Source organism: Pseudoalteromonas sp. SG44-8 (assembly GCF_014164125.1).
Classification (GTDB): Bacteria; Pseudomonadota; Gammaproteobacteria; order Enterobacterales; family Alteromonadaceae; genus Pseudoalteromonas; species Pseudoalteromonas rhizosphaerae.
Map to the genome: position 1 here is coordinate 13,364 of NZ_JACJEQ010000018.1, position 26,998 is coordinate 40,361.

Here is a 26,998-nt window from a genome sequence, read left to right on the forward strand (position 1 = left end):
TTAATCATTATGGGGTGAGCTGGTCACAGACTTCAAATGTGTGCTCAACAACATCATTTGAGTTAGCACGTAAATCTAATTGCCATTCTTCCTTACTATCATAATCTCCTTTTTCGGTGTTTTTTATCCAAGTAACAGGATAATCATCTGTATCAACACGATATAAAAAAGGTGCGAATAGTGAAAACTCACTGGTTTTGCCAATGGTAATTGTTTGAGAGCTATAGACGCGCTGATCTAATTCTCCCCCTTCTAACGTGAAATCTAATGCGTTAAATCTAAGCTCAAGCTCAGTAGGGCCACTATATCCTCCACAAGCAGTTATACCAATACGGACATTCTGCTTAATAAATGCTGTTTTTGTTCCTAAGTCAATAATAAAGTGGTTGGCAGTTACCTGCTGATCTGTCACAACGTTAGCAGACATAAATGGAGAGCTAAAACCCATAATGCTAAATTTCTTCTCTGCTCCTACGCCTATTACTGTTTGATAATAGCCATTATCATCCGTAGAGAAATATAAACTGTCTGTTATTGCTTCACTTGAAAAGAGAGCGACATTAGCGAGGCCTCGCCTTAAAGAATCAACCAAACGACCGCTAACAGTGCCAAGCCAGCTAACATCATGCATAGAAACAGCAATTAAAATCTGCTTTACAACCGTATTACCTGCATAGTCCGTTACACTAACCGAAGCAGTATAAGTACCAAAGGTTAGTGGCGTAAATGAGGTTATCGCTTCAGTGGTATTCGCTAGAGTTGAATTACTAAGTCTTGGTTTACTCAACAATAAGCAAGACAATAAGCAAGACACTCAGCCTAAAATTTGGTCATTGTATTTCCCTGTGTGTACGCCGTACTGTTTTATGCGGTGAAGACCGTTTTACAGGTCAGTCCTACGAGCACCGCAGAGGCTGGGTAGAAGATAAACTACTCAAATTGGCTAAGTAAGGTAGTTGCATTGATGTGTGTGCGTATGCAGTGATGAGTAATCACACGCATTTAGCACTTAAGTTGATGATAAAAAGCAAATAGACTTAATGACAAAGCTATAATTCTACGCTGGCATAAGCTGTGTAAAGCTACGTTATTGACGAAAAAGTATTTGCAAGATGTAAAATTGAGTAAAACAGAGCTCACCTTTTTGAATCAAACGATTGAGCAATACCACGAGCGTTTAAGTAGCATTAGCTGATTTATGCGCTTATTAATTTTAAGTTATTTATATTTTTAAGTGTCTGTTTTTTCAAAATGCGCAATTAGGCGCTCGAGTAACTTTCTAATCGCGATAGATTGATGTTTGCGAGAACGGTATATGGCGTAAATACCTAAGGACGCTGGCTCATAGTTGGGGAGCACATGAACCAGCTTTTTATCATTGATCAACTGTTGTACGGCATGTTTAGGTTGCAAAGAGATACCGCGTCCTTTGAGTGCTGATTGAAGTAAGAGCATTGATTCATTCGCACTGAAGTTGCCGGCGACTGAAGTAACAACCGCGAGTTCTTCTTTGCTGAAATGCCACAAACTTTTTCCAAAATTAGAATAAATTAAGCAATTATGTTTGGCCAAATCATCAGGGTAAACAGGGTAACCAAAACGATTTAGGTAATCTTCGGTGGCGCATAACACTGAGCGGCAACGACCCAGCGGGCGTGCAATGATATTGGGGTCTAAGTCGTTGGTAATACGTATTGCTAGATCGATTCTATCTTCAACTAAATTAGTTACTTGGTTACTGATATGAATATCTATATGTACTTTGGGATACTCATCTAAAAACTGATCAATTACTGCTGGCAATAAATTAGCGGCGACAAATTGAGAGCAAGAAATACGGATCGACCCTTCAGGTTGTGCGACATGATCTTGCTCTAAAGGGATAGACACTTGTTTGGCTAAATCTAATAACGACAGACAATTTACAAAAGCTTTTTCACCTGCGGCGGTGAGCGTGAGTTTACGCGTAGAGCGATGTAATAACTGACTATTCGCCCAACTTTCCATTTCGCTTAAGTACCTAGTTACCATCGAGCGCGACATATCTAACGAATGCGCTGCGCTGACCATACTACCTTGCTCGACAATTCTAACAAAGACTTGAGCTGCGGTGATCCTGTCCATTTTATTTCCTATATGTTCGATATATGCAATTAACTATTGCCTGTTGTGATGTTTATTGCAACATATTTGCAATTTATACTTGTTTCATAAATTTAATACTGCTGACAGGAAAATAAAATGAAGACCTTGCATTTCATTATGGATCCGCAGTGTGGTTGGTGTTATGCCGTCGCACCGCTGATTGATGAACTCACTCAATTAACAACAATAGATATTAAGCTGCATGGCGGCGGCTTATTTTCAGGGGCTAATAAACGTCAGTTATCAGCTGATTTTCATCAGCAAATAATCGCCATGGATAACAGGATCACGAGTTTAACGGGGCAAGTATTTAGTCCAACTTATTATGAAACGTTATTAGATGATAAGCAGCGAATTTTAGATTCAGATACGCCGATCACGGCGCTATTAGCTGGTGGATCTTTAGGTCTTAATACTGTTGCCATGCTGCATAGAATGCAAGTTGATCAATTTGTACTTGGCCGTTCTCAGTCTGATATAGCTAATTTAGCTAACATAGCCACTCAACTTGGTGCTAGCTCTAGGGCTTTTTTAAATGCGTTTGACCTTTTTAGTGGCGAAAAAACGCAGCAGCAAATAATTAAAGCGCGGCAGATGTTGAATTTAGTTGGCGGTAGTGGGTTTCCAACACTTGCGTTTGAGCATAGCGATGGCGCATTTACTAAATTAGACCACTCGCGTTATTACGGTCAGCCACAGCAGTGGTTAGCTTATGTAAAACAATTAATTAATACGATTGATTAACCAATAATTTTACACGTTTAAAAACACCCAATTTACTCGCTAAATGAGCGACATTTTAGAGGCTACTATGACATTTTTATCTAAATTAATTCAGGCAAGCACGCTTGCTACAATGATGGCAGTATCTGCCAATGCGGTTAGTGCAACACTTGAAACCAGTGTGTTTAATCCACAACAAAAAAGCACGTTCCCAGTTAGTTCGGTGTTGATCAGCGGTCCAACCGAAGCGGTTTTAGTTGATGCGCAATTTCAGCGTAATGACGCACAATCAGTGGTTGAGTTGATTAAAAAATCAGGTAAAAAATTAACCACTATTTACATTAGTCATGGTGATCCTGACTATTATTTTGGCTTAGACGTGATCACCGAGGCCTATCCTGATGCTAAGGTATTATCAACTGCTAAAACCCGAGATTATATTAAAGCGTCAATGGCGCCTAAAAAGGCTTATTGGGGGCCAATTCTTAAAGAAAACGCACCGCAAAAACTAGTTTTGCCAGAAGTATTGCAAGGCGACACCTTATTGGTTGATGGTGAAAAAGTGAATATTGTTGGTCTTGACGGTCATGATCCAAAACATACTTTTGTATGGATCCCTTCGACTAAAACTATGTTGGGTGGTGTTGTGGTATTTAACAACATGCATGTTTTTTTAGCAGATACGCAAACACCTGAATCACGTCAAAGTTGGTATAAAACCCTTGATGTTATTAAGCAGCTGCATCCTAAAACTGTGATCTCTGGTCATATGTTAGGTGATAAGCCATTGACTATTGAAGCGGTGCACTTTACTCGCAAATACATTCAAGACTTTGAAGCTGCAGCCAAGTCTTCAGCTAATTCAAGTGAATTGATGAGTAAAATGAAAGCAAGCTATCCAAATATTGGCGGCGATAGCGTATTGGCGTTAAGTGCCAAAGTTATTATGGGCGAGATGCCTTGGGGCTAATTACTACAGCTTAAATTTATTTAGGGCTTTTCAAGCTGCTTGCAGTTTGAAAGGTCTGTTCAACTCTTTGTACAGGCTTCATTTCATGGGGGAAATTCAGCGAGTAATCACGATAGTAATGGCTTTGGCTATGCTTCAAGCATGCAGTACCACTGCCAAAATATCGTCATTAGAATATTACAATAGTTTTAATCTGGAGACTAAATCGATGACCAATCTTGATATTGTAAAAAGTACTTATGAAGGTAAGACCTCAGAAGAAAACGGTAAAAACCTCAAGCGTTATATAACAAACGAAACACAATGGACGGAAGCCGCTGGTTTTCCATATGCCGGAACCTACCAAGGCTTTGATGAAATTGAAAAAAATGTATTTGTACGGTTAGGCAGTGAATGGAATGGTTATAATTTTGCGGTAGAAGACTATGTTGCTGCTGGCGACAAGGTGTTTGCTTATGGTAGCTATAGCGGAACCAATAAAGCCACAGGCAAATTTTTTAAGGCCAGAGTCGCCCATTTATGGATACTCAAAGAGGGTAAGATCATCAGTTTTGAACAATTTGTTGATAGTAAAACCGTTAGCGATGTCATGTAAAAAAGTAGTTTTTTAATAACAACTATAAGTATGTTGTAGGTGCGCTTTTATTTCGTACTCTCGTGCATAAAAAAAGCGTTGCCAATAGGCAACGCTTAAGTTCAACTCTGTAGCACCTAGCACCGATTATTTAGTCAAATAATCCAGCACCACTTGATGATGGTCTTTGGTTTTAAATTTATCGAAAAAGTGCTTTATTGTTCCGTCTTGGCCGATCAAGAAGCTTAAACGGTGAATACCGTCGTACTCTTTACCCATAAACTTTTTGTAGCCCCATACGCCGAATGCTTCTGCAATCGCGTGATCTTCGTCTGAAAGTAGGTCAAAGTTTAATTCTTTTTTGGTTTCAAAGTTCTTTAATTTTTTTACCGGATCAGGGCTGATACCAACCACGCGGGTATTTAGCTGTGCTAACACGGCTTTTTCATCACGTAAGTTTTCAGCTTGCACGGTGCAACCAGGTGTTGATGCTTTTGGATAAAAGTACACTAATACTTGCTGCTCTTTTAATAGCTCTGCAAGGACGATTGTTTCGTCATCTTGATTTTGTAGGCTAAAAGCGGGTGCTTTGTCACCGGCTTGTAATGGATTAATTGTGTTCATGCTTTGCTCCTTAGCGAATGCGTCGAAATATGTAATCTACGTTTAGAGTACGCGACAGATCTTCAAATTGGACTTTAAACGTATCAATGTCAACCTCAACAGGAATGTTAAACTCCAGTTCACAGCGCATTTTTGTATCTTTTTCTTCGTCATAGGTGTCTGACTTTAAAGAACAAATACTAATGTGGTTGTCGGCAAAAAAGCGGGTAACTTTACTTAACGTGCCTGGTGTATCGATACCTGTATATTCGAGGGTGTAGCCGGCACAAAATTCACTTTGAGTATGACTGGCTGTCCGCTTCATCATAGTGAGTAAGCCCAGCTCCATGCCTTTGAGGGGCAGGGTGTGTTCAATGCGGCTGATTGCCGACATATCACCTGATAACAGCATAATAAATGTAAATTCATTGCCTAAGATGGCAATGCGACTATCAATAATATTACAGTGACAGTCACTGACTAATTGGGTTAATTCACTGACAATACCAGGGCGATCATCGCCAATAGCAGTTAAAACGATCTGATGATTTGAAAAAGCAGTCATGAATTCAAGTACCTAGGTTATATTATTAATAACAATCAGAGTAAGCTGAGCCGGCAATTACCACCACACGGCGGCGAAGTTTAACACAAAACAATCGCTAAACTACAGGCCGAGATAATTAAGCTGTTATTAAAGCACGGTGTTTCTTGTTTTTAGTGGCATGGGAAAGTACCATAGTTAAAATTTTGCATATAGACTGGCTTACATTTACGTTTAGCCGTGCCCTAAAGTAACGGGGTTTGCATAAAAACAAGATACGTAAAGTTAATATTGGCTTTACACTGAACCAAATCGGCATAACCCACTCATATATTTGTTAAAACAATTAAGGGTATGCTAAGGAGAATTATCTGTGCAGTATTGGATCCCAAAAGCGCTTGCTGTAAGCGTATTGGTTAGCTTGTCAGGATGTGGTGTGTTCACTGACGAAGCGCATCAAAAACGTAATTACCGTGCCAGTGAGCCGGTACAAGTGCCAGGACAATTGGCTCAGCCAGCTTTAGACCCCATTTATAAAATGGATGTGGCAGAATATAATAATGATCCGGATTCAACAAACTATCGTCCCCCAGCACAAGTATTAACTGTGGCAAAAGGCAGTTGGGTTGAAGAAGGTGATAAACAAGCACGCGTTTATTTTGATAAAAACGATGGTATTGCAAATTTAGATGAGTTTATTTGGGATTCAGTACACGCTGTGTTAACTGAGCATCAAACAAAGGCAATCAAACAAGATAAGTCATTAGGTTCGATTGAAACTGACTGGTATGCGATTATCAAACCCGAGGAAGGTTGGTTGTGGAATAGCGATACCGCTGTATCTGAGCAACGTTTTATTTTTACTATTGAAGAGAAGTCACATCAGCGTACTGCTTCGTTAAGCGCTAAGCTAGCGGAATACAATAGTAAAGATGTGCCATTGACGCCAATTTTGCAACAGCAACTAGAAGTGCGTGCACTAAATCAAGTTGTGGCTGAATTTGATTATCGTTATCGTCAACTTGAAGTTGAAATTCGCAAACAACAAGGCATTATTTCGTTGGAAATGGGCTTTGACAATAAAGGTAATGCGGCGCTGGTAACGGAACAGGATTACTCATTAATATTTGATCGTTTCTCAGGGTTCCTTGAGCGCTTGTCGTTTACGATTGTTGAAATTGACCAAGATCGTGGTTTGATCACAGCTGATTACAACAAACCTGAATCAAGTGTTTGGGATTCAATTTGGGGTGAAGAGCTTGCTGAATTACCGATTGAAAATGGCCAATATCAAATTTTAGTCAGTCGCACCAAAGAAGGTGGTACTAGCTTAACGTGGATGGACGATGAAGGCACAACGTTAGAGCCTGGTACGATGAATGACTTACAACAAGCGTTAGAAAGTGCTTTGCGTCAACGCGGTATTAAAATTTAATAATAAATAATAATAACACCACAAAAAGAGCTTTTGCTCTTTTTGTGGTTTTTACAGGTTGAAAACAATGTCTAATCTAACTTCCTCTCACCCGCAGTTTGACTCTAAGATATGGTTTAATTTTTTAGTTCCGTCTCTGATTGGGGTTCTCTTATTCATGACTCCAGTGCCAATGGACGGGGCAATGACTATTCCTATCGCTGTTATGGCAAAAGCGGTGCAAGCTCATATTACATCGTATGCCGATACGTTGATTACATTAATTATTTGTACTACAGGTGTTTTATCATTGATATTCAAGGTTTTTAAGCCTGCGGTATTAATGAAATCTACTATTTTAAAGCATCTTTTTGATGTGCATTGGCTTTGGCTAGTGATCCGTTTATTTGGTATGGCGTTTATTATCTTAACGGTTTTAAGCATTAATAATCCGGATTTTAAATCGACATTACCAGAGTTTTTAATTCCGCTTTTCGATGGTATTACATCAGGAAGTACCGGTGGCTTAGTGCTAAAAGATTTATTACCAGTGCTATTTTCGGTGTTTATTTTAGCGGGCTTATTACTGCCTTTATTGTTAAATTTTGGTTTGCTGGAGCTAGTAGGCACGTTATTAACTAGAGTAATGCGCCCGTTATTTGGCGTGCCAGGACGAAGTGCTGTTGATTGTGCAACCTCTTGGTTAGGCGATGGCAGTGTGGGTATTTTAATGACCGCGCGCCAATATGAAGAAAAGCATTACACTCAGCGTGAAGCTGCGATTATCGGTACTACATTCTCTGCGGTATCAATTACGTTTTGTTTGGTGGTATTAGGCCAAGTAGGACTAGAAAAATTATTTGCCCCATTTTATTTAACGGTTTGTTTAGCGGGAGTTGTTGCTGCGCTGATCGTGCCACGCATACCGCCATTGAGCTTTAAGAAAGATATATATATTGATGGTAGTCAGCCTGATCAGCACAAAGAGCGCGTGCCGCATGGCAAAAATGTGTTTAAACATGCCCTACATGTCGCGCTGCACAAAGCTAAAAACTCACCGGGCTTTGCAGGTACAATGAAAGAAGGCATTCACAACGCATTGGATATGGTGTTTGCAGTATTACCTGTAGTGATGGCTGTGGGCACATTCGCATTAATTATTGCTGAATATACGCCGATATTTGCTTATTTAGGTAAACCGTTCATCCCATTTTTAGAGTTATTACAAATACCAGAAGCAGAAGCTGCCGCGCAAACGATCATGGTTGGCTTTGCGGATATGTTTATTCCATCAATCTTAGCTGCTGGCACGATTGAAAGTGATGTTACTCGCTTTATTATTGCGGCAATGAGTGTAACCCAGTTAATTTACATGTCAGAAGTGGGCGCGCTTTTATTGGGTAGTAAAATCCCGGTAAATATATTTGAATTGTTTGTAATATTTATTCTCAGAACCTTGATCACGTTACCCGTTATTGCTCTGATGGCACATTGGTTGGTTGGCTGATTCTGCCTGTTTTTTATTTGCAAGAAGCCCTGATTAATCAGGGCTTTTTTATGGTTGTTTTAAAGTGGTTTATCAATCAATAAAATTGCTTGAGCGGCGGGCAGGGGTTTGGCTTTTAAGAAGCCTTGGCCAAAATCACATTGAGTTTTTTGCAATATGGCGAGTTGCTCTTGCGTTTCAATTCCTTCGGCTACAACATCTAACTTAAGTGATGATGCCAATGACAAAATGGCATCAACTAATGGCGTGGCGGTGTCTTTAAGACGGTCAATAAAGCTCTTATCAATTTTTAGCACATGAATTGGCAGTTGGTGTAAGTAACCCAAAGAAGAGTATCCGGTGCCAAAATCATCTAAACATAACTTTACTTTTAATGGCGCTAACCCTTCAATTATCTTGGTTGCTAATTCTAAGTTTTCGATCAAACCTGATTCGGTGATCTCTAAACATAAGGAGCCTAATGCTAGCTCATATTTATTATAAATAGCATGAATTTGCGAGATAAAGTCTACACTTGCAAAGTGTCGTGAGGAAACATTCACCGTCACACGCAAGAAACGTTTACCTTGTTGTTGCCACGCAGCTATTTGTTTTCCTGCCAGATCTAATAAATGCAGGTCGAGATTAATTATTTGCCCAGTGTTTTCTGCTATTGAAATAAAATCATTAGGTGAAACAAAGCCTTTGCGTGGGTGGTGCCAACGAACGAGCGCTTCAAAACCTACAACGTTACATTGCTGTATAGCAAAGATCGGCTGATAATATAACTCAAATTCATGATGCTCAATGCCATGTTGTAGATCATTTTCTATATCTGCGTGACTTTTAAGCTTTTTACGCATGGTGTTATTAAAAAACCTGACTTGGCCACGGCCTGTTGATTTAGCTTCGTACATTGCAGCATCTGCATGCTGTAATAACTGATAGGCTTTATCATTTTCGTTTTCGCAAAATGCAACGCCAATACTAGTAGAAGCTTGCAGTAAATGGCCATCAATATTAAGTGGTTTAGCGAGTACTTTTTTAATCCGCTTTAATGCATCATTAACTTGGTTTTTATGAGTGATGTTTTCCATAAAAATAGCAAACTCGTCACCACCGAGTCGTGCGAATGTATCGGTATTTCGAATTGTGCCTTTAATTAACTTACAAATGGCGATTAAAAAGTGATCGCCCACTTCATGCCCTAAAGAATCATTGATGCTTTTGAAGCGGTCGAAATCTAGATACAGCAACGCATGATATCGCCCTTTGGGTGTTCGAGTTAGCCGTAAGATGCCGTGCTTAATGCGGTCAATCAGTAAAGAGCGATTAGCAAGCCCAGTTAATTCATCATGCAAAGCGCGATGTTCAAGTGCTTGGCGAGATAGTTGTCTGTCGATAGCCATACTAATTTGGCGGCTGACATACGTCAGTAGAGCGCGGTCATGATCATTATAATGGTGAGTTTTATCGTAACTTTGTACTACGATCACACCACTTATATGTTCGCTTACTTTAAATGGAACACCAAGCCAAGATTCTGACTGGCGGCCTACCATTTTAAAATGGCCATCATTTATATGTTGTTGATATTCTTTTTTATTTAATAGTAATGGCTGTTCGGAATTTAAAAGGTAATAGGATGCGGTATGTTTTAGTTGCTCTTTTGATATTTTTTTATGAGCATTTGAACGTACTCCTTCCTCGACAATGTAAACAATATCGAGGATATCGATATTTTTGTTGTATAGCCCTACCAAAAAGTTATCAGCGCGTAGCAAGTTGGTCATAATGCCATGCAATGCTTCTAAAAAAGTATCTAAGTCATTGGCTTGATAGGTTAAATTTGCTATTTGTAAGAGCGTTCCTTCTAGCTTTTGTGCAGCATTTAATTTACTCACCGTTTGTTGCAAGTTCTCAACAGTATTGACCTGATTTATTTTGGCACTGAGTAAATGCGCAACGGTGGTTAAAATTTCAAGATGGGCATCACTAAAGTAGTTACGCACCGGGTGCTCGCAGTCTATAACTCCTAAAACCTGCTGCTTATAAACTAATGGTACGCATAGTTCAGACATTGCAGGGCGTACATCTGCGATATAACGGCTATCAGTACTGACATCACCAATGATAACAGCGCGACTTGTAGAAGCAACATAACCAGTAATGCCTTGATTAAATGCGATAGTTTTTCGTTCTACGGCATAGTTACTATCTGCAGGTGACACTCCCATTGATGCGACTTCATGTAAGGTTGTAGCACTTTCATCGGCAATATAAATAACACAATCGACAAAGCCTAACCGCTTAACTACTTCAGTGGTCACGTAGTCGAATAATTCATCGAGTTTATCTAACTGTAATAAGCTTGAAGAAAACTGATTAATAATACTCAGTTGCTCGGTTTTTGCATCAAGCGCTGAAGATAAGTCTACTTTATTCTGCATATGCCACGCGTGAATATACCGTTTTGTGTCATTGATATACTTATAGATTAACGGAATGTTAACGTTTAGACAAAGAATAAATAAAATTAACGAGGTATGTTTGTAAAGGTAAACGCACGCCAAACGATTGATGAACCAGTGTTTTCATTCTATCTGTTGATAAAAAGCATCAGGAAAAACCGCAATAAAATCTTTACTCAGATAGGGCATATGCATATGATCAACTAAATTCAGCCGAGGAAACAAGTAATGACAAAGCAAGCCTTCGACACTCAGTCAACGTTAACTATCACTCGTCCAGATGACTGGCATGTTCATTTACGTGATGGGGATCAACTAAAAGATACAGTGCGTGATATTAGCCGCTATATGGGACGCGCTATTATTATGCCAAACTTAGTTCCTCCGGCAACCTGTACTGAAACTGCTTTAGCGTATCGCGACCGTATTATGGCGGCCGGGCCACAAGGAAATTTTGAGCCATTAATGGTGCTTTATCTAACAGATAATACGAGCGCGGATGAGATTAAAAAAGCACATGCAACTGGTAAAATTGTTGCTGCTAAAGTGTATCCAGCAGGTGCGACAACAAATTCTGATTCTGGTGTAACATCAATTAAAAAGATTTACCCAGCATTAAAAGCCATGCAAGAAGTCGGTATGTTATTGCTGATCCATGGTGAAGTGACAGATTCATCGATTGATATATTTGATCGTGAAAAAGTATTCTTAGAAACTATTTTAGTGGATGTTGTACAAGACTTCCCAGATTTAAAAATTGTGCTTGAACACATCACCACTAAAGATGCCGTTGATTTTGTAAATAATGCCTCTGATAATGTGGCTGCAACCATTACTGCACATCATTTATTGTATAACCGTAATCATATGTTAGCGGGAGGGATCCGCCCACATTACTACTGTTTACCAATATTAAAGCGTAATACACACCAACAAGCACTTATTAGTGCTGCGACCAGTGGCAGTGGTAAGTTTTTCTTAGGTACAGATTCGGCGCCGCATTATAAAGATAAAAAAGAAGCCGCATGTGGATGTGCCGGTGCATACACCGCTCATGCTGCACTTGAGTTATACGCTGAAGCATTTGAGGAGGCCGGAGCGCTTGATAAGCTTGAAGGCTTTGCAAGTCATTTTGGTCCAGACTTTTATGGTTTAGCACGTAATGCAGATACTGTTACCCTTATAAAGCAACCATGGACAGTGCCAGCAAGTTACCCATTAGGAAATGATCACGTGGTGCCAATTAAAGCCGAAAGTACAATTGATTGGCTGATCAAATAACCATAGAGTAAGTAAAGCACAGCTGAGAAAGGTGTGCTTTTTGTATTAAAATTAATCACTTGAACAGTTTTATTGAGTTGATGTTAAAAGCATTAAAATAATTCTGAATTAATAGAGCTAAAACAATTATATTGTGTTAACCTTAACTTGCTTTGAGTTTTTGCGTATTGAATTTTTTGGTTAATGTGCGGCGTGTAAGGTTTCCGGTTAATGGTTATTACTTCTTCCTGTACTTTATCCCAGCGATTTATTGGGCATTCACTCAGGGAGGATATAGCCAATCTGGCTGAATTTTAATTATTGACTTACAGGAAAATTTGGTATGTCAAACACGGTTACTGGTAAAGTTAAGTTCTTCAACGAAGCTAAAGGTTTCGGTTTTATTGAACAAGAAAATGGTCCTGACGTATTCGTACATTTCAGCGCTATTACAGGCTCAGGTTTTCGCACTCTAAGCGAAGGCCAACAAGTGTCTTTCGGCATCAAGCAAGGCCAAAAAGGCCCTGAAGCTGAGAACGTAGAATTAGCATAATTTTTATTATGTGAACCTAGGTTCAACTTGGTGAAACAGGACTCTGTTTCACCATAATTTCCCCCTCATCAAATTCTTTTTTAAAATAAACTTTCTACCGCTACTTTTTAAACTCAATAAATATACACTAAATTCTGAATGCTATTTCACTAGACCAAATGCTGCTCAATACAAGCGGTGTACATCCTTGCGTCCCTCAATAAACTTTTTATACCAACTGTATACAGTTAGTCAGCTACTCAACACCAATAACGATGATGTTTTTAATTAATACCAATCGACTTAAATATTCAACCATTCTAGCGAGCTAAATAAAGCGCTAACTGCGTTATAATTTTTTCAAGTAGAACAACTGCATGTCAAAAGTTACGCCTTGTTATCACTGTATTTATATGTCGCTATAAATGGTCAGTAACTTAACACGATTGGTATAAATTAGTATTTAATTAGATAATGCTATTTTACCTCTGATTGTTCATAGACAAGTTTGGCACGGTTAGTAATCGGTATAAAAGAAATTGGGTATATAGCGTTATTATTTCGAATATATTGGTAACATTTACAGTGCGCCTTTAAGTCTTGTAGATAAAAAACAAATATAACTTCTGTTTGTAAAATTGCGGCTACGTTTTCTTTTAAAGGTCGGGTGCTTGTTTTTTGTACGAAACACCTAGGTTATTGCTGCATAAAAAGGCTTTTTTACTGAATGATTACGCTTATTCGAAATTATTATGAACTTTTTTTAACCCTGCTTGATTACACATAAAATGTTACATTAATGTTTTCTCTTTCATTAAGGGAGGTAAAACTGTTGTTAGTAAGCGGCTTTCATCCTATATGAAAATCCACCTCTGTTACATTTATGTTAATCCTTTGTTTTTTGTGTTTTAGTTTGCAATGATTGAATTAATTTATTTATGGTTAATTCCAAACATCAAGTTGACAGCGTGCATTGCATTTAGCATTATTGGAGGGTTGATATCTATTAAAAGATATCAGGGTTGTCTCCTTCGGGAGGTAATTAAATTATAAAAGTAACATTACTTAATTGGTTGGGAACTATGTCTGTTAAAATCAGAAAGAGTCTTGTAGCAACTGCGTTGGTTGGCGCTTTTGCATTCGCAAGCAGCAATGTGATTGCAGATCCTTTGAATGACGTGCAAAAAGCAGGTCTACAAATTCAAACGGCTGCGGTTAAGTCTCAAACTAAAATTGACAATGTATATGGTCAAACTCAAGAGCTATTAGCTGAGTACCGTAGCGTTGTTGATGAATCTGAGCTATTAAAAGTATACAACGATCACGTTGCCCGTTTGGTCGCTGACCAAAACGCGTCAATTGAATCGTTTGACCGTCAAATCGCTACGATCGACAACACAAAACAAAACGTTGTGCCTTTGATGTATCGCATGATCGATACGCTCGAGCAATTCATCAAAGCGGACGTTCCGTTTAACAGTGACAATCGTTTGGCGCGTGTTGAAAGATTACGTGAAACAATGGTTTCTTCTTCTGTTACTACTTCAGAGAAGTTCCGTCAAGTGTTAGAAGCGTACACTATCGAAGCTGCATATAGCTCTTTAGTAGCTGCTTCACAAGGTACTTTAGAAGTTGATGGCAAGAGCATTAACGTTGATTTCGGCCAACTTGGTCGTATCACTTACGTTGCTCAATCGTTTGACTTAAAGCACGCATGGGTATGGGATAACAATACTAAACAGTGGAAAGAATTAGGTGATGAATACCTAAAACCTGTTAAAGAAGTTATTCGTATGGCGCGTAAGCAAGCGACATTAGAACTTGTTAAACTACCAATCTTTGGCGCGGAGTAATCAATAATGAAGAAACTATTTAAAGGTTTTGCTGTTGCAGCAGTACTATCTGTTTCTGCAGGTACCGCGCTTAATGCACATGCAAATACCACTGCTTTAGATAAAATTCTTGAGCAAGTAAAGCAAGAGCGTATATCTGAAGGCAAAATCAATAAGCAACGTGAGCAAGAATTCTTATCAGATCGTGCTGATAAGCAAGCGTTACTTAATAAAGCAAAAAGCCAATTAGCTGCTGAAAAAGCTCGTGGCGATCGTTTAACTAAAGAATATGCACAAAACGAAAATACTTTAGCTGAGAAAGAGGCTGCTCTTCAAAGCGCACAAGGTACGTTGGGTGAAATGTTTGGTGTTGTACGTCGTGCTGCGCAAGATGCAATTGGTTCAATCGAAGCATCACTTGTTTCTGCTGAAAAACCTGGCCGTGCTGAAATCTTACGTTCATTAGCTGCTGCTAAAGAACTACCAACAGTTCGTGAACTTGAAGAGCTTTGGATTTCACTACAAACTGAAATGACTGAGTCAGCTAAAGTTTCAACATTCGAAACTGAAGTTGCAGGTCTTGACGGTAACGCGACAGTTAAGAAAGTAACACGTATCGGTAACTTCAACTTAGTAACAGACGATGGCTACTTAATCTATTCGCCTGAAACTAAATCAATTCAGCCTTTAGGTAAACAGCCTGATGGTTACATCCTTGCTGGTATTAAAGACTTAGAAAATACGTCTTCTGATAACTATGCTGGTGTATACGTGGATCCGACTCGTGGTGCTATCTTACGTATCAATACACAAAAAGCGACACTTGATGAATACTTCCACCAAGGTGGCGTAGTTGGTTACATCATTACTGCGTTATTAGGTTTAGGTATCTTAATCACACTAGTACGCTTTATTGACCTTACACTTACTCGTAGTAAGATTAATAGCCAGCTTAAAAACGTGTCTACACCGAATACAAATAACCCACTGGGTCGTATTCTTAAAGTGTATCATGACAATAAATCGCAAGATGTTGAAAACCTTGAGCTTAAACTTGATGAAGCGATTCTTCGTGAAACGCCACGCATTGAAGCTGGTATCAATATCATTAAAATCCTTGCTGCAATCGCCCCGTTACTTGGTCTACTAGGTACGGTAATCGGTATGATCTTAACGTTCCAAACAATCACATTGTTCGGTACAGGTGATCCGAAGATCATGGCAGGTAACATCTCTCTAGCACTTGTAACTACTGCGCTAGGTCTAATTGCTGCACTACCACTTATTCTTCTTCACGCTGTTGTTGCGGGTCGTAGTAAGTCGGTATTACACATCCTTGATGAGCAAAGCGCAGGTATTATTGCTACTCACGCGGAGAAGGAGAAAGCCTAATGCTAGTCCTGATGGAGATCTGGGAATCTATCAGGGATTTTGTTGGCACAGGCGGCCAGGTTTTATACGTGGTCGCGATAGCACTCTTTCTTATGTGGGTTTTAATGATTGAGCGCTATTGGTTCTTACTTGCAGAATTTCCTCGTTTATCGTCGGAAATTGTAGCAAAGTGGGATGCCCGCCAAGACACTACGTCTTGGTACGCACACAGAATCCGTGAAGCATGGATTTCTGAAGCGTCTGAAAAATTAGATCAGCGTATGTTGTTGATTAAAACATTAGTAGCTGTTTGTCCTTTAATTGGCTTACTTGGTACAGTAACAGGCATGATCGCGGTTTTTGAAACCATGGCAAGCCAAGGTACAGGTAATGCACGTTTAATGGCATCAGGTATTTCAATGGCAACAATCCCAACAATGGCTGGAATGGTTGCGGCATTATCTGGAGTATTCTTTAGCTCACGCCTTGAGGCAAGAGCGAGAATGGTGAAAGCCAAGCTTGTTGATAGTATGCCTCATCACTAGAGAGAGAATTAAATATGGCACGTAAACAACGTTTTCGTGAAGAAGAAGATGCAACGGTAGATATGACACCGATGCTTGACATCGTATTTATCATGCTTATTTTCTTTATCGTAACTACATCGTTCGTTAAAGAGGCTGGTATCGAGGTCAATAAACCAAAAGCGGCCCAAGCTACGAAGCAAAAAAATGCTAACATTTTTATTGCAATTCGTGACAACGGCGAAATCTGGATTGATAAACAGCAAGTTGATGTTGAACGTGTTTCAGCAAAAATTGAAAGTTTATTAGCAGAACAACCTACTGAAGTTGTAATTTTGCAAGCTGACAAAGATGCAAAACACGGCGTAGTGGTTAAAGTTATGGACCAGATCAAAGCGACGGGCGACAACCTGAGAATTTCAATAGCTGGAGATCAGTAATGATTCGTTTTCTGTTTTCACTGATTGCAGGTGGGGCAGTTACTTTCGGCTTGTTCTACTTCATGGCCTTCCTCATCTCTGGTGGGGCTGACCGTAATACGGAACAAAAAGAGCAGATCATAGTCGAAATTATGACGAATCCGCCTGAATCTAAGGTGCAGGAACGGAAGCGAGTACCGCCTCCGCCGCCTCCACCGCCAAAGCAGCCGCCTAAACCGCAGCCGCCACAGCCGGAAAACAACAACCCAAATCCAGGTGCTATGTCATTTAACATGCCAAGCATTAATGTGGGAAGTTCGGCAGGTGGTCTAAGTGGTCCAGGGGCATTCGGACGAGACGGTGATGCGACACCAATCGTTCGTATTGAACCAAAATATCCAACACAAGCAGCACGTGATGGCAAAGAAGGTTGGGTACAACTTTCATTCTCAATCGATGAATTGGGTGGGGTTACTGATGTTGAAGTAATCGACGCAGACCCTAAACGTATTTTCGATAGAGAAGCTAAACGCGCCTTGAGCAAGTGGAAATACCGTCCTAAAATTATTGACGGTAAGCCACAAAAGCAAGTTGGCTTACAAGTTCAGCTAGACTTTAAAATTAACCAAGGCAATTAAGGAGGCAAGTAATGAGAAATTTATCTAAAGTAACAGCACTTGCGGTACTTATGTCTTTCTCGGGTGCAGTATTTACTGCACCGGTTCTAGCAGCGCCAGATCCCGCGAAAATTGAAGCGCGGAAGAAAGCAAAAACTAGAATCATGGGTGAGCGCACTGGTAAAAAAGTTATAAAAGCGTTTGACTTATATAACGAAGAAAAGCTAGACGAAGCAATTGCTTTACTTAAAGAAATTGATGCATCAGATGATTTCGATAAAGCAACAGTTAATCGCTATTTAGGTAGCATGTATGCACAGAAAGAGCAGTACAAGACTGCGATTAGTTACTTACAATTAGCTGTTGCCCCTGATGTTTTGAACTTTGCCGATCAAGAACAAAGTTTAAAAACATTAGGCGATATGTATGCTGGTACTGAGCAGTATGAAAAAGCCAAAAATGCTTATGTTGCATGGATGGACTTTACTGGTGAAGAAGATGCAACGGTTTATACTCGTATAGCCCAAGCTAATTACCAGTTACAAAAGTTCAAAGATGTTTTTGCACCTGCAGATAAAGCAATTAAACTTCAAAAAGAGCCTAACAAAGGCCCTTACCAATTAAAATTAGGTTCTTATTTTGAACTTAAAGACTATAAAAATATGGTTAAAATTGGTGAAGAAATTGTTCGTATTTGGCCAGATGATAAAAAAGCATGGGTAAGTTTAGGTAAATACTACCTTCAGACGGAAGACTACAAAACTGGTCTTGCGACGATGGAAGTAGCTTACAAAAACGGTTATTTTGAAACTGAAGTTGATTATAAAGTTTTGTCTAACTTCTATTCATTGAATGAGATCCCTTATAAAGCCGCTAAGGTTTTAGAGAAGTCTATCGATGATAAGATTGTGAAGCGTAATAAACAAAATATCAGTGCAGTGGCAAGTAACTACCATCGCTCAAAAGATATTGCAAAAGCAGCTAAGTACTATGAAGAAGCGGCAAAATTTGATGACGATGCTGAGCTTTATCGCAAAGCAGGTTCATTACTTTTACAATCGCAAAATTATAGTGCTGCCGTTGTTCGTCTGAACAAGGCGCTTGAATTTGGTTCTGATAAGAAAGGAACTATTTATTCAGATTTAGCGGAAGCTTATTACTATCAAGAAAAGTATAAGCAAGCTTATGCTGCAATTACTAAAGCAATGGATGACCCTCGCACGCGTAAGTTTGCGAAAGGTTGGTCTGTATTTATTAAAGATAAAGCCGCTCGCAACGGTGTTAAGATTTAACTTTAATTCGCTATAGCAATTTATAAAAAGCCCCTATGGGGCTTTTTTTATTGGATTAACTCATGATAAAACACCTAATATGGATATGCTTCTTAGCGCTTTTCTTGAGCGCATGTGGTGATACGAATAATCAGTATCAAAGTAAAGAGCAAGCTCAGCAAGCGTTGCAAACACTAAATCAATTTTTAAGACCAACAGGTGAAATTAAACCAGTTAACAAGCAACAGTTTCCATTCAGTGATGCGTATTTAAAAGAGCGCCACAGCATATATCAAGCAATGCAAACCCTTGAATTAACTCCTGTCGCTCAGCGCACATTGGATTACCTCATTATTGCAGAGCGTTTTCCGCAGCGTTACTTTACGTGGCCGGTGTATATTCCTGTGCTCGATAACATGCTTGCCTATAACCAGCAACACGATATTACTGCAAACATAAACAACTGGCTTAGTTTTACCCAGCAGCAGTTAATACTTGCTAAAGAGAGCAAACTTAGACTCAACTCAATCGAGCTTAATGCCTTACAAGCGCAGGTAACTAAAAATCTTGCTCGCGTTGATCTTCCAGAAAATCTTAAACACACTCTAACTGAATTTAATGATTATTTAGCGCTCTATGCACCCCGAGGTAGTGTTGGTTTACATGGCATATCAAATGGTGGGTCTTGGTATCAAAGTAAGTTAAATTACTTCTCAGGCGTCACTAAAGCACCAATAAATTGGCTAGTAGCAGTACAATCTCAGTTGAAGGAAATGCAGCAAGAAGCATATTCTATCCATGTAGCAGTTGATCATCGCTATTCCGTGCTTGCACAGCGTTTTGCATTGTCTAATAAAAAGCTTGTTGGCTTTGATTGGGCACAAGATTATCAGAGTCTGATAGGTTATGCTGGGCAAGCTGCAACAGGACTAAGTAATGAAGAGCGTACTTTTTGGTTAGCTATGATGGAAACCGATCTTGGCATACATTACCATGCTTGGACTGTCCAACAAGCGAAAGTTAATTTGCTTAAACGGCTGAAAATGACGCCACAACAAGTCGATTATTTAGTGGCTGATATCATTTTTTATCCGGCGCAAAGTTTTGCGTTTGCAACACTTTTAACAACTTCGTAAGTCCGCTTGCTGATTTTTATAGCCTTGGCTCGCAGTTGCCACAGCGCTGCGCTGTTGGATCGGCATTCAGCCGTTGCGAGTCAATTTTTTCTTCACAGTCACAGCAATAACCATATTGGCCGATATCGATTTGGCAGACCGCCGCTTCAAGTTGTTCTAAGCGTACTATGATATCTTTATATTCAGTGCCAAGTTGCTTTTGCGTAAGCTCTAACCATTGTTCAGGGTTATTTTTGTGCAAGGTTTCAGCTAGCGAGTGATGCGATTTGTTACTTGAGCTTGATAGTGTCGTAAGCAAGCACTGCCTTACTTGCTCTAACTCTGTATTAAGTCTTAGAAGGTGATGTTGAGCATTGATCATTGTCATTGTCCTCGTTGAGCAATGCTGCAGTATTCATTAATTTAAAAAAGCCGACTATGATGTGTGTCAAATTAAGGTGCGATAGCATATTTTTTCAAAACACCTGCAACATCTTCTTTTGTTTTAAGGCGCCTGATCTCATCGAATAAAGTATCGGCCTGGCTATATTGGCGCTTTAAATAGCCTAGCCACTGTTTAGTACGAGAAGCAAAATACTTTTCATCTTTCGCTGGGTCATGATGTATGGCTGAATGGATCAGATGATAGAGAATATGCTCCCACTGCAGGCCATCATAGTGCTCATCATTAAAGTGTGCTTTTATTTTACGTGCTAAATCAGGATGCGATAATGCACCGCGACCAAGCATTAAGTCTGTGCAACCACTACGTTGCTGGCAAAGTAGTGCATCTTTTACTTGCCAAATTTCACCATTTGCGACCACGGCGATGTTTTTATCTTTGATCAGTGGTGGAATCTTCTCCCAGTAAGCGGGCGGGTTATAACCGTCTCGCTTTGTACGGGCATGTATGGCAATACTATTGGCACCGGCACTGACAACGGCATCAACAATTTCTTGACTGTTACTGTCATCATCAAAACCTAAACGAATTTTAGCGCTTACTTGATGCTCGCTTGGCACGGCATCACGGACTGCTTTAATGATTTCATACATGTGTTCAGGATCTTTTAGTAGTACGGCGCCGCCTTTACTGCGATTGACTGTTTTAGCAGGGCAACCAAAATTAAGATCAACGCCGTGAGAGCCAAGCTCTATTACCTTGATTGCGTTTTCAGCCAATGCGTGTGCAACTTGGCCAAGTAATTGGATACGCACAGGAGTGCCTGAACGAGTGAAACCGTTATTATTTAGCTCTGGGCAATAGCGATGAAATACTTTATCAGGCAGGCAGGCATCAATAACACGAACAAATTCAGTGACGCATAAATCAAAACCGCCAATTTCGGTGAGTAGTTGACGCATTTTAAAATCGACAACCCCTTCCATAGGCGCTAAAACTAATTTCATGATAGGGGCACTTTGACTTTACATAAGGAGGCGTATTTTACCTGTAACATTGATAAATGCCAATTTTACTCCCATAGTTAACTCCAGTTTTGTACTCCTTTGTAGCGTTATCATCAATAATAAATAAAAATATGTGATTAAATGAAATATTATTTTTGTAGCAAGGTCTACTTAGTACAACCTTTGTATGTTTAGAGAGAGTCATAAAATGAATACACTTAAAAAAAATTCAATCGCGTTAACATTAGGCGCGGTAGTAGTAGGTAGCACAAGTTTTATTTCTGCAGATGTTCAAGCGAATCCGTTTGAATTTCAACAAATGGTAACGGGCTACCAAGTCGACGCGACAGAAGGAAAATGTGGCGAAGGTAAATGCGGTGGAGATGCTAAAACTAAAGACGACAAAGCTAAAAAAGAAGGTAAGTGCGGCGAAGGCAAATGTGGTGGCGATGCCAAACACGACAAAGCTAAAAAAGAAGGCAAGTGCGGCGAAGGCAAATGCGGTGGCGATGCTAAACATGACAAAGCTAAAAAAGAAGGCAAGTGCGGCGAAGGCAAATGCGGTGGCGATGCTAAACATGACAAAGCTAAAAAAGAAGGAAAGTGCGGCGAAGGCAAATGCGGCGGCGATGCTAAACACGATAAAGCAAAAAAAGAAGGTAAGTGCGGCGAAGGAAAATGTGGCGGCGACGCTAAACACGATAAAGCTAACAAAGAAGGTAAGTGCGGCGGCGATGCTAAAGCTAAAAAAGAAGGCAAATGCGGTAGCCATTAATTAGATAAGTTAAGTAACCTGCACTTTAGCTAAGTAGTATGTTTATAAAAGGGCCGCATTGTGGCCCTTTTAAATGAAGGAGTTGATATGACTGTATCTAGTAACAGTGAATTTGGCATGGTAGGGCTTGGGCTGCGTAGAGAAATGCTCGATGAATTGCTGATGCAGATACCAAAGCAAATTGATTTTATGGAAGTGGCGCCTGAGAACTGGTTAAAACTCGGTGGTCGCTTTGCTAAGCAGTTTAAGTCACTGACCGATACAAATAATTTTGTTTGTCATGGCTTGTCATTATCCATCGGCTCTCCTGAACCGTTAGATATTGAATTTGTTAAAGCATTAAAAGTCTTTTTCAAAGCACATAATGTTAAGCTTTTTAGTGAGCACCTTAGTTATTGTTCCGGCAGCGGCCACATGTATGATCTGATGCCGATCCCATTTACTGAAGCTGCGATTGCCCATGTTGTTGGGCGGATAAAACAGGTGCAAGATATTCTCGAGCAGCAAATAGCTATCGAAAATGTGTCTTATTATGCCGCACCTGGTCAGCAAATGAGCGAGTTAGAATTTACCACTGAAATATTACAGCAAGCTGATTGTAAGTTATTACTCGATGTAAATAATATTTATGTGAATTCGATAAATCATGGTTATGATGCAGAACATTTTCTAGCTAGCTTGCCATCGCAACGTATAGCGTATGGTCATGTCGCAGGGCATTTCAATGAGGCGGATGATTTACTTATTGATACTCACGGCGCTGACGTGATTGACCCTGTTTGGCAATTACTTGATCGTGCTTATCAACATCATGGAGTGTTTGCGACTTTATTGGAACGTGATTTTAATATTCCAGCTATCGCTGAGCTTACCAAAGAGCTGGATATAATTCATCAACTACAAGCCAAGCACGCAATAATACAGCGTAAAGAAAGTGCCTGATATGAATTTTATTGAAACCCAACAAGCGTTTATGGCGCATATTCGAGCGCCAGATACACAACCAAAGCCCGATGACATTGAAGAGCGTCGTATGGCGATCTACCGTGATTTATTTTTCAATAATATCAATGGCTTTATTTCCTCAGCATTTCCGGTTCTGAAAACACTCTACAGCGATAACAATTGGTTAAGATTAGTTCGCCAATTTTTTGCTGAACACGATTGTCAATCACCTTATTTTTTGGATATTGCTAGTGAGTTTATTGCGTATTTAAGTAGTGATTACCAATTGCAAGAAATTGATCCCCCCTTTATGCTTGAACTTGCTCATTATGAATGGATTGAGCTTGATGTCTCGGTTGCGCATGCGGATCCAACTGATTGCATCATTAATGCACCGCTGAGTAATGTGCCTCTTTATATGAGTAGTTGCGCGCGAAATTTAAGTTATCAGTTTGCTGTACAGCATATCAGTGTTGATTTTCAACCACAGCAGCCTAGTGAACAGCCTCATTATTTTGTGGTGTATCGCGATACCGATGACGAAGTACAATTTCTTGCTACCAATGCAATGACCGCATTATTACTGGCAATTATAGACACAACACCGAGTATCAAATTAGCTTCGTTGGTGGAGCAAGTTGCTTTACAAGCGCCGCAATTTACTACAGAACAGCTTGTTCAAGGTGCTACAGTAACATTACATGCAATGGCGGAACGTGGCGTTATCGTGACAAAAAATCACCCTTAAAGTCTTTATTGATTATTTTACATCGTCTATTATGTGCGCCTTAATTCGTCGCGCTTAATAAAAGGTAGTACCTATGTCAGAAGATAAAGATTTTAAAGATCCGTTTAATGCAATGTATTTTCTTGCGTTCTTAGCTGTGTTTGCAGGAATCGGCTGTTTAAATGCAATCCTAGGCTGGATCACCACAGTCTCTTAATTTAGCACTGCTAAATTATAATAAGGCTGTATATAATACAGTCTTATTACTTAATTATTTAACTTCTTACCGACAACTCATTTTTGTGATGTTATAATTGTCTGCTTTGTAATATTACAGATAAAACAGTTTAAATTATGACTCAAGTAACTCCATCTATCATTAAAGATAGCATAACTACTATTGCAGATTACCCTAAAGCAGGCATTATGTTCCGTGATGTAACTACGCTAATGGCTAATCCCGCTGCATTTCAAGCAACAATTAATGCATTTATTTCAGCTTATAAAGATCAAGGTTTTACCAAGATTATAGGTACTGAATCACGTGGTTTTATCTTCGGTGCGCCGCTTTCATATGCATTAGGTATTCCTTTTATTCCAGTGCGTAAACCGGGCAAACTGCCACGTGCAGTGATCTCTCAAGATTACCAGCTAGAATATGGTGAAGATGTATTAGAGCTGCATATAGATGCCATTGTCCCAGGTGACAAAGTGCTTTTAGTCGATGACTTATTAGCAACCGGCGGTACCATTGAAGCGACCGCTAAATTAGTCAATAAGCTGGGTGGTCATGCGACAGATGCAGCATTTGTAGTCTCTTTACCAGAACTTGGTGGCGAGCAACGCATTGCAAAAATGGGGATTAAAATCCTAAAATTGGTTGAATTCGAAGGCGAATAATTAATGAGTTATCAAGTCCTAGCGAGAAAATGGCGTCCACAGACCTTTCATGAATTGGTCGGTCAGTCCCATGTGAAACAAGCGCTTATTAATGCTTTAACACAAAACAGACTGCATCACGCTTATTTGTTCACTGGGACTCGCGGGGTGGGTAAAACCACCATCGCACGTATTTTTGCAAAAAGCTTAAATTGTGATGAAGGCATTTCGGCGCAACCGTGTGGCAAGTGTAGCAGCTGTATAGATATCGAAACTGGTCGTTATATTGACTTACTTGAAATAGATGCAGCATCGCGCACTAAAGTTGAAGATACCCGTGAGATATTGGATAACGTGCAGTACGCGCCAACTCGCGGTCGCTACAAAGTGTACCTGATCGATGAAGTACACATGCTTTCAAAGCATAGTTTCAATGCATTATTAAAAACCTTGGAAGAGCCGCCTGAGCACGTTAAGTTTTTATTAGCGACGACGGATCCACAGAAACTGCCTGTCACCATTTTATCGCGTTGTTTGCAGTTTAATCTTAATGCGTTATCGCAACCTGAAATACTCCAACAACTTGAATATGTGTTAGGCGAAGAAAAATTAAGTTTTGAAACTCAAGCCCTGCAAATTATCGCCAAAGCGGCTGATGGCAGTATGCGTGATGCGTTGAGTTTAACTGATCAAGCGATTGCTCAAACGAATGGTGATATTAAGCATCAAGCGGTGCAAGCAATGCTAGGGTTGATGGACAACCATTATAGCCAGCACTTGCTGGTTGCATTATTAGCCCAAGACGGCCATGCATTGATGGCGCAAATCGAGCAAGTTGCCACCCAAAACCCAAATTATATTGCTTTGTTAGATGATCTAATTGGCCTTACACATTTAGCACAATTAACCCAATTAGTGCCCGATGCCGCCAAGTTAGATGAATATAATCGCGAGTTTATTAATGAAGTAGCAAAGAGCTGCGATTCACAACAAATCCAAATTTATTATCAATTACTGCTTAATGGCAAAAAAGACTTACAATGGGCGCCAGAGCCTCGTTTAGGTTTTGAAATGGTTATGCTGCGCTTACTGGCATTTCAACCAGTTGATAGCCAAATGCTTGCAAGTACTGCGGCGCAGGCTCCAGCGGCCGATAACAACCGGTCTCGCTCAGCAGCATTGAGAGATATTCTCAATAAAAATAAGCCTGCAACACCACAGCCTGTTGATAACCAAGTATCATTGCCTCAAGCTGCACCGCTACAAACGACCGTGAGTGCGCCTGAACAAGCCGTTGCAACAACTGAACACTCTGTAACCAGTGAGCAAATTGCACCTGTCGATACGCAGCCAACTGTGACCACAGCACCACATACAAATTCGGGAATTATGCACGAAGCCGCGCATGGTAATGAGCATGATTCAGATGCTGAGCTTGAGCAACAATTAGTATCCCAATATGATGAGGTAATGAATAACGCAGTGGAGCAGGGCTTTCATAGTGGCTTTGAGCATGCGCCAGAACAATCTTTACCTGAGCATCAATATAGCGCAGAGCAAACCGCTCCAGCACAAAATAACAGCTCATTCTCTGACTATTCAGATACCACAGATATTAGCCAAAAAGAAGCACAAGCGCAGTCCGCAATTGCACGTATTTTACGAGATAGAAATATTTCTGGTGCAGGTACGCTCTCTGGTGGTAAAACATCTGTGGCGCCATCAACGAATAAACCAGCTGCGGTTGAGCGCGGTACTGCGGTAAAAAAGTCACAGCCCCAGATAACGGGGGCAAGTAGTCAGCCTGAGACTGATGGTTACACGCCGAATATCGCCCCAAATAAGCGTGTGAAACCTGACTTTAAAGAAAAACATCAGACTATTACTGAGAATTTAGCACCGGAATTGCTAGAGCAAATTAATCCACAAAAAGTAGTTGCTGCACCTGAGCCTGAAATAAATATTCAAATACCGGATGATTTTCAAAGCCCGATCAGCGATATTCGTTTTGCACATCAACAAGATGAGTGGGCATACTTAATTAAGCGGATGGGACTTGGCGGGCGGATGCGTCAATTTGCTTTGCATTCAATTTATTCAAAGCAACAACAACAGCTGCACTTAGAAGTGGATGAATCGCAAAAACATCTCGATACCCCTATGTTAAGACAAAAGCTTAGTGCGGCGCTGGCCAGTATTTACGGGTATAATGTTGAGCTGACAATCAATTTTGCCCCTGGGGTGATAGATTCGCCTTACTTAATTCAGCAAAAGATTGATGCAGGGCGCCATCAGCAAGCAATTGATGTGATCAACGGTGATGAAAATATCGTACAGTTACAGCAGCTATTTTCTGCAATTATCGATGAAAACAGTATTCAGGCATTGTAA

The 26,998-nt window shown here is 40.0% G+C and carries 27 protein-coding genes and 1 pseudogene; 21 read left to right on the plus strand and 7 right to left on the minus strand.

Annotated features, from left to right (window positions below):
• Positions 1 to 7: 7 nt before the first annotated feature.
• Positions 8 to 790: a hypothetical protein gene (locus tag H5163_RS14075; protein WP_182735405.1), complete on the minus strand. Its 783-nt coding sequence runs from the start codon at positions 788 to 790 to the stop codon at positions 8 to 10.
• Here H5163_RS14075 and H5163_RS21370 point away from each other — a divergent pair.
• Positions 790 to 1,192 (plus strand): annotated as a pseudogene (locus H5163_RS21370) (transposase); the annotation flags it as partial. The gene H5163_RS14075 and the pseudogene H5163_RS21370 sit on opposite strands and share 1 nt — an antisense overlap.
• A gap of 38 nt (positions 1,193 to 1,230) precedes the next feature.
• Here H5163_RS21370 and H5163_RS14080 read toward each other — a convergent pair.
• Positions 1,231 to 2,124, minus strand: coding sequence for a LysR family transcriptional regulator (locus H5163_RS14080; RefSeq protein WP_145241538.1), 894 nt, complete (start codon positions 2,122 to 2,124; stop codon positions 1,231 to 1,233).
• A 117-nt stretch (positions 2,125 to 2,241) separates the two neighbouring features.
• Between H5163_RS14080 and H5163_RS14085 the strand changes: the two genes are divergently transcribed.
• The 3 genes from H5163_RS14085 to H5163_RS14095 all read left to right on the plus strand — a co-directional run bounded on the left by H5163_RS14085 (position 2,242) and on the right by H5163_RS14095 (position 4,433).
• Positions 2,242 to 2,889 carry a DsbA family protein gene (locus H5163_RS14085; RefSeq protein ID WP_182735406.1) on the plus strand — a complete coding sequence of 216 codons (648 nt, stop codon included), beginning with the start codon at positions 2,242 to 2,244 and terminating at the stop codon, positions 2,887 to 2,889.
• Positions 2,890 to 2,956: 67 nt separating this feature from the next.
• A complete protein-coding gene (locus tag H5163_RS14090; protein ID WP_182731891.1) occupies positions 2,957 to 3,838 on the plus strand; it encodes an MBL fold metallo-hydrolase in 882 nt (293 codons plus the stop codon).
• A gap of 85 nt (positions 3,839 to 3,923) precedes the next feature.
• Positions 3,924 to 4,433, plus strand: a complete 510-nt coding sequence (locus tag H5163_RS14095; protein ID WP_259399824.1) for a nuclear transport factor 2 family protein — start codon at positions 3,924 to 3,926, stop codon at positions 4,431 to 4,433.
• A gap of 126 nt (positions 4,434 to 4,559) precedes the next feature.
• Here H5163_RS14095 and bcp read toward each other — a convergent pair whose 3' ends face one another.
• Positions 4,560 to 5,036, minus strand: coding sequence for a thioredoxin-dependent thiol peroxidase (gene bcp, locus H5163_RS14100; protein ID WP_145241547.1), 477 nt, complete (start codon positions 5,034 to 5,036; stop codon positions 4,560 to 4,562).
• Between the two features lie 10 nt (positions 5,037 to 5,046).
• Positions 5,047 to 5,580 carry a glycine cleavage system protein R gene (locus H5163_RS14105; RefSeq protein WP_145241549.1) on the minus strand — a complete coding sequence of 178 codons (534 nt, stop codon included), beginning with the start codon at positions 5,578 to 5,580 and terminating at the stop codon, positions 5,047 to 5,049.
• A 352-nt stretch (positions 5,581 to 5,932) separates the two neighbouring features.
• Here H5163_RS14105 and bamC point away from each other — a divergent pair, with 352 nt between their 5' ends.
• Both bamC and H5163_RS14115 read left to right on the plus strand, forming a co-directional pair.
• Entirely contained in the window at positions 5,933 to 6,994 is a 1,062-nt protein-coding gene (gene bamC / locus H5163_RS14110) for an outer membrane protein assembly factor BamC (RefSeq protein ID WP_145241551.1), read from the plus strand.
• 67 nt (positions 6,995 to 7,061) lie between these two features.
• Positions 7,062 to 8,480 carry a YjiH family protein gene (locus H5163_RS14115; protein WP_182735407.1) on the plus strand — a complete coding sequence of 473 codons (1,419 nt, stop codon included), beginning with the start codon at positions 7,062 to 7,064 and terminating at the stop codon, positions 8,478 to 8,480.
• A gap of 59 nt (positions 8,481 to 8,539) precedes the next feature.
• Here H5163_RS14115 and H5163_RS14120 read toward each other — a convergent pair whose 3' ends face one another.
• Positions 8,540 to 10,909 carry an EAL domain-containing protein gene (locus H5163_RS14120; protein WP_145241554.1) on the minus strand — a complete coding sequence of 790 codons (2,370 nt, stop codon included), beginning with the start codon at positions 10,907 to 10,909 and terminating at the stop codon, positions 8,540 to 8,542.
• Between the two features lie 249 nt (positions 10,910 to 11,158).
• Here H5163_RS14120 and pyrC point away from each other — a divergent pair, with 249 nt between their 5' ends.
• The 9 genes from pyrC to H5163_RS14165 all read left to right on the plus strand — a co-directional run bounded on the left by pyrC (position 11,159) and on the right by H5163_RS14165 (position 19,892).
• Positions 11,159 to 12,211, plus strand: coding sequence for a dihydroorotase (pyrC, locus tag H5163_RS14125; protein ID WP_182735408.1), 1,053 nt, complete (start codon positions 11,159 to 11,161; stop codon positions 12,209 to 12,211).
• Between the two features lie 322 nt (positions 12,212 to 12,533).
• The gene (locus tag H5163_RS14130; protein ID WP_145241558.1) at positions 12,534 to 12,743 is read left to right on the plus strand and encodes a cold-shock protein; all 210 of its coding nucleotides are present in this window, start codon (positions 12,534 to 12,536) and stop codon (positions 12,741 to 12,743) included.
• Between the two features lie 1,061 nt (positions 12,744 to 13,804).
• The gene (locus H5163_RS14135; RefSeq protein ID WP_145241560.1) at positions 13,805 to 14,575 is read left to right on the plus strand and encodes a DUF3450 domain-containing protein; all 771 of its coding nucleotides are present in this window, start codon (positions 13,805 to 13,807) and stop codon (positions 14,573 to 14,575) included.
• Between the two features lie 6 nt (positions 14,576 to 14,581).
• Complete coding sequence (locus H5163_RS14140) at positions 14,582 to 15,946, plus strand: MotA/TolQ/ExbB proton channel family protein (protein ID WP_145241562.1); 1,365 nt, start codon at positions 14,582 to 14,584, stop codon at positions 15,944 to 15,946.
• A complete protein-coding gene (locus H5163_RS14145; protein ID WP_145241564.1) occupies positions 15,946 to 16,470 on the plus strand; it encodes a MotA/TolQ/ExbB proton channel family protein in 525 nt (174 codons plus the stop codon). The genes H5163_RS14140 and H5163_RS14145 overlap by 1 nt, the downstream gene beginning before the upstream one ends.
• A gap of 14 nt (positions 16,471 to 16,484) precedes the next feature.
• Complete coding sequence (locus H5163_RS14150) at positions 16,485 to 16,889, plus strand: biopolymer transporter ExbD (protein ID WP_054205753.1); 405 nt, start codon at positions 16,485 to 16,487, stop codon at positions 16,887 to 16,889.
• The gene (locus tag H5163_RS14155; RefSeq protein WP_145241566.1) at positions 16,889 to 17,506 is read left to right on the plus strand and encodes an energy transducer TonB; all 618 of its coding nucleotides are present in this window, start codon (positions 16,889 to 16,891) and stop codon (positions 17,504 to 17,506) included. The genes H5163_RS14150 and H5163_RS14155 overlap by 1 nt, the downstream gene beginning before the upstream one ends.
• Before the next feature lie 11 nt (positions 17,507 to 17,517).
• Complete coding sequence (locus H5163_RS14160; protein ID WP_182735409.1) at positions 17,518 to 18,777, plus strand: hypothetical protein; 1,260 nt, start codon at positions 17,518 to 17,520, stop codon at positions 18,775 to 18,777.
• Between the two features lie 62 nt (positions 18,778 to 18,839).
• Positions 18,840 to 19,892: a hypothetical protein gene (locus H5163_RS14165; RefSeq protein ID WP_182735410.1), complete on the plus strand. Its 1,053-nt coding sequence runs from the start codon at positions 18,840 to 18,842 to the stop codon at positions 19,890 to 19,892.
• Between the two features lie 16 nt (positions 19,893 to 19,908).
• Here the strand turns inward: H5163_RS14165 and H5163_RS14170 are convergent, their stop codons facing one another.
• Positions 19,909 to 20,253: a TraR/DksA C4-type zinc finger protein gene (locus H5163_RS14170; protein WP_145241572.1), complete on the minus strand. Its 345-nt coding sequence runs from the start codon at positions 20,251 to 20,253 to the stop codon at positions 19,909 to 19,911.
• Between the two features lie 71 nt (positions 20,254 to 20,324).
• A complete protein-coding gene (locus H5163_RS14175) occupies positions 20,325 to 21,281 on the minus strand; it encodes a tRNA-dihydrouridine synthase (RefSeq protein WP_182735411.1) in 957 nt (318 codons plus the stop codon).
• Between the two features lie 208 nt (positions 21,282 to 21,489).
• Between H5163_RS14175 and H5163_RS14180 the strand changes: the two genes are divergently transcribed.
• The 6 genes from H5163_RS14180 to dnaX all read left to right on the plus strand — a co-directional run bounded on the left by H5163_RS14180 (position 21,490) and on the right by dnaX (position 26,998).
• Positions 21,490 to 22,056: a hypothetical protein gene (locus tag H5163_RS14180; protein ID WP_145241576.1), complete on the plus strand. Its 567-nt coding sequence runs from the start codon at positions 21,490 to 21,492 to the stop codon at positions 22,054 to 22,056.
• 117 nt (positions 22,057 to 22,173) lie between these two features.
• Positions 22,174 to 22,998 (plus strand): DUF692 domain-containing protein, encoded by an 825-nt coding sequence (locus H5163_RS14185; protein ID WP_145241663.1) that lies wholly within the window; start codon positions 22,174 to 22,176, stop codon positions 22,996 to 22,998.
• Between the two features lies 1 nt (position 22,999).
• A complete protein-coding gene (locus H5163_RS14190) occupies positions 23,000 to 23,749 on the plus strand; it encodes a DUF2063 domain-containing protein (protein ID WP_182731897.1) in 750 nt (249 codons plus the stop codon).
• Positions 23,750 to 23,822: 73 nt separating this feature from the next.
• The gene (locus tag H5163_RS21375; protein WP_257325665.1) at positions 23,823 to 23,945 is read left to right on the plus strand and encodes a hypothetical protein; all 123 of its coding nucleotides are present in this window, start codon (positions 23,823 to 23,825) and stop codon (positions 23,943 to 23,945) included.
• Between the two features lie 137 nt (positions 23,946 to 24,082).
• Entirely contained in the window at positions 24,083 to 24,628 is a 546-nt protein-coding gene (apt, locus tag H5163_RS14195) for an adenine phosphoribosyltransferase (protein WP_145241580.1), read from the plus strand.
• A 3-nt stretch (positions 24,629 to 24,631) separates the two neighbouring features.
• Complete coding sequence (dnaX, locus tag H5163_RS14200) at positions 24,632 to 26,998, plus strand: DNA polymerase III subunit gamma/tau (RefSeq protein ID WP_182735412.1); 2,367 nt, start codon at positions 24,632 to 24,634, stop codon at positions 26,996 to 26,998.

What these genes read in the sequence shown, in the direction of transcription:
- H5163_RS14120 (WP_145241554.1), bottom strand. Translation starts at nt 10,909, where the DNA reads ATGCAGAATAAAGTAGACTTATCTTCAGCGCTTGATGCAAAAACCGAG.
- H5163_RS14095 (WP_259399824.1), top strand. Translation starts at nt 3,924, where the DNA reads ATGGGGGAAATTCAGCGAGTAATCACGATAGTAATGGCTTTGGCTATG.
- H5163_RS14185 (WP_145241663.1), top strand. Translation starts at nt 22,174, where the DNA reads ATGGTAGGGCTTGGGCTGCGTAGAGAAATGCTCGATGAATTGCTGATG.
- H5163_RS14135 (WP_145241560.1), top strand. Translation starts at nt 13,805, where the DNA reads ATGTCTGTTAAAATCAGAAAGAGTCTTGTAGCAACTGCGTTGGTTGGC.
- H5163_RS14175 (WP_182735411.1), bottom strand. Translation starts at nt 21,281, where the DNA reads ATGAAATTAGTTTTAGCGCCTATGGAAGGGGTTGTCGATTTTAAAATG.
- H5163_RS14080 (WP_145241538.1), bottom strand. Translation starts at nt 2,124, where the DNA reads ATGGACAGGATCACCGCAGCTCAAGTCTTTGTTAGAATTGTCGAGCAA.
- H5163_RS14165 (WP_182735410.1), top strand. Translation starts at nt 18,840, where the DNA reads ATGATAAAACACCTAATATGGATATGCTTCTTAGCGCTTTTCTTGAGC.
- H5163_RS14180 (WP_145241576.1), top strand. Translation starts at nt 21,490, where the DNA reads ATGAATACACTTAAAAAAAATTCAATCGCGTTAACATTAGGCGCGGTA.
- H5163_RS14085 (WP_182735406.1), top strand. Translation starts at nt 2,242, where the DNA reads ATGAAGACCTTGCATTTCATTATGGATCCGCAGTGTGGTTGGTGTTAT.
- H5163_RS21375 (WP_257325665.1), top strand. Translation starts at nt 23,823, where the DNA reads ATGTCAGAAGATAAAGATTTTAAAGATCCGTTTAATGCAATGTATTTT.
- bcp (WP_145241547.1), bottom strand. Translation starts at nt 5,036, where the DNA reads ATGAACACAATTAATCCATTACAAGCCGGTGACAAAGCACCCGCTTTT.
- H5163_RS14115 (WP_182735407.1), top strand. Translation starts at nt 7,062, where the DNA reads ATGTCTAATCTAACTTCCTCTCACCCGCAGTTTGACTCTAAGATATGG.
- H5163_RS14145 (WP_145241564.1), top strand. Translation starts at nt 15,946, where the DNA reads ATGCTAGTCCTGATGGAGATCTGGGAATCTATCAGGGATTTTGTTGGC.
- H5163_RS14105 (WP_145241549.1), bottom strand. Translation starts at nt 5,580, where the DNA reads ATGACTGCTTTTTCAAATCATCAGATCGTTTTAACTGCTATTGGCGAT.
- H5163_RS14170 (WP_145241572.1), bottom strand. Translation starts at nt 20,253, where the DNA reads ATGATCAATGCTCAACATCACCTTCTAAGACTTAATACAGAGTTAGAG.
- H5163_RS14090 (WP_182731891.1), top strand. Translation starts at nt 2,957, where the DNA reads ATGACATTTTTATCTAAATTAATTCAGGCAAGCACGCTTGCTACAATG.
- H5163_RS14160 (WP_182735409.1), top strand. Translation starts at nt 17,518, where the DNA reads ATGAGAAATTTATCTAAAGTAACAGCACTTGCGGTACTTATGTCTTTC.
- H5163_RS14150 (WP_054205753.1), top strand. Translation starts at nt 16,485, where the DNA reads ATGGCACGTAAACAACGTTTTCGTGAAGAAGAAGATGCAACGGTAGAT.
- H5163_RS14130 (WP_145241558.1), top strand. Translation starts at nt 12,534, where the DNA reads ATGTCAAACACGGTTACTGGTAAAGTTAAGTTCTTCAACGAAGCTAAA.
- pyrC (WP_182735408.1), top strand. Translation starts at nt 11,159, where the DNA reads ATGACAAAGCAAGCCTTCGACACTCAGTCAACGTTAACTATCACTCGT.
- H5163_RS14140 (WP_145241562.1), top strand. Translation starts at nt 14,582, where the DNA reads ATGAAGAAACTATTTAAAGGTTTTGCTGTTGCAGCAGTACTATCTGTT.
- H5163_RS14190 (WP_182731897.1), top strand. Translation starts at nt 23,000, where the DNA reads ATGAATTTTATTGAAACCCAACAAGCGTTTATGGCGCATATTCGAGCG.
- dnaX (WP_182735412.1), top strand. Translation starts at nt 24,632, where the DNA reads ATGAGTTATCAAGTCCTAGCGAGAAAATGGCGTCCACAGACCTTTCAT.
- H5163_RS14155 (WP_145241566.1), top strand. Translation starts at nt 16,889, where the DNA reads ATGATTCGTTTTCTGTTTTCACTGATTGCAGGTGGGGCAGTTACTTTC.
- apt (WP_145241580.1), top strand. Translation starts at nt 24,083, where the DNA reads ATGACTCAAGTAACTCCATCTATCATTAAAGATAGCATAACTACTATT.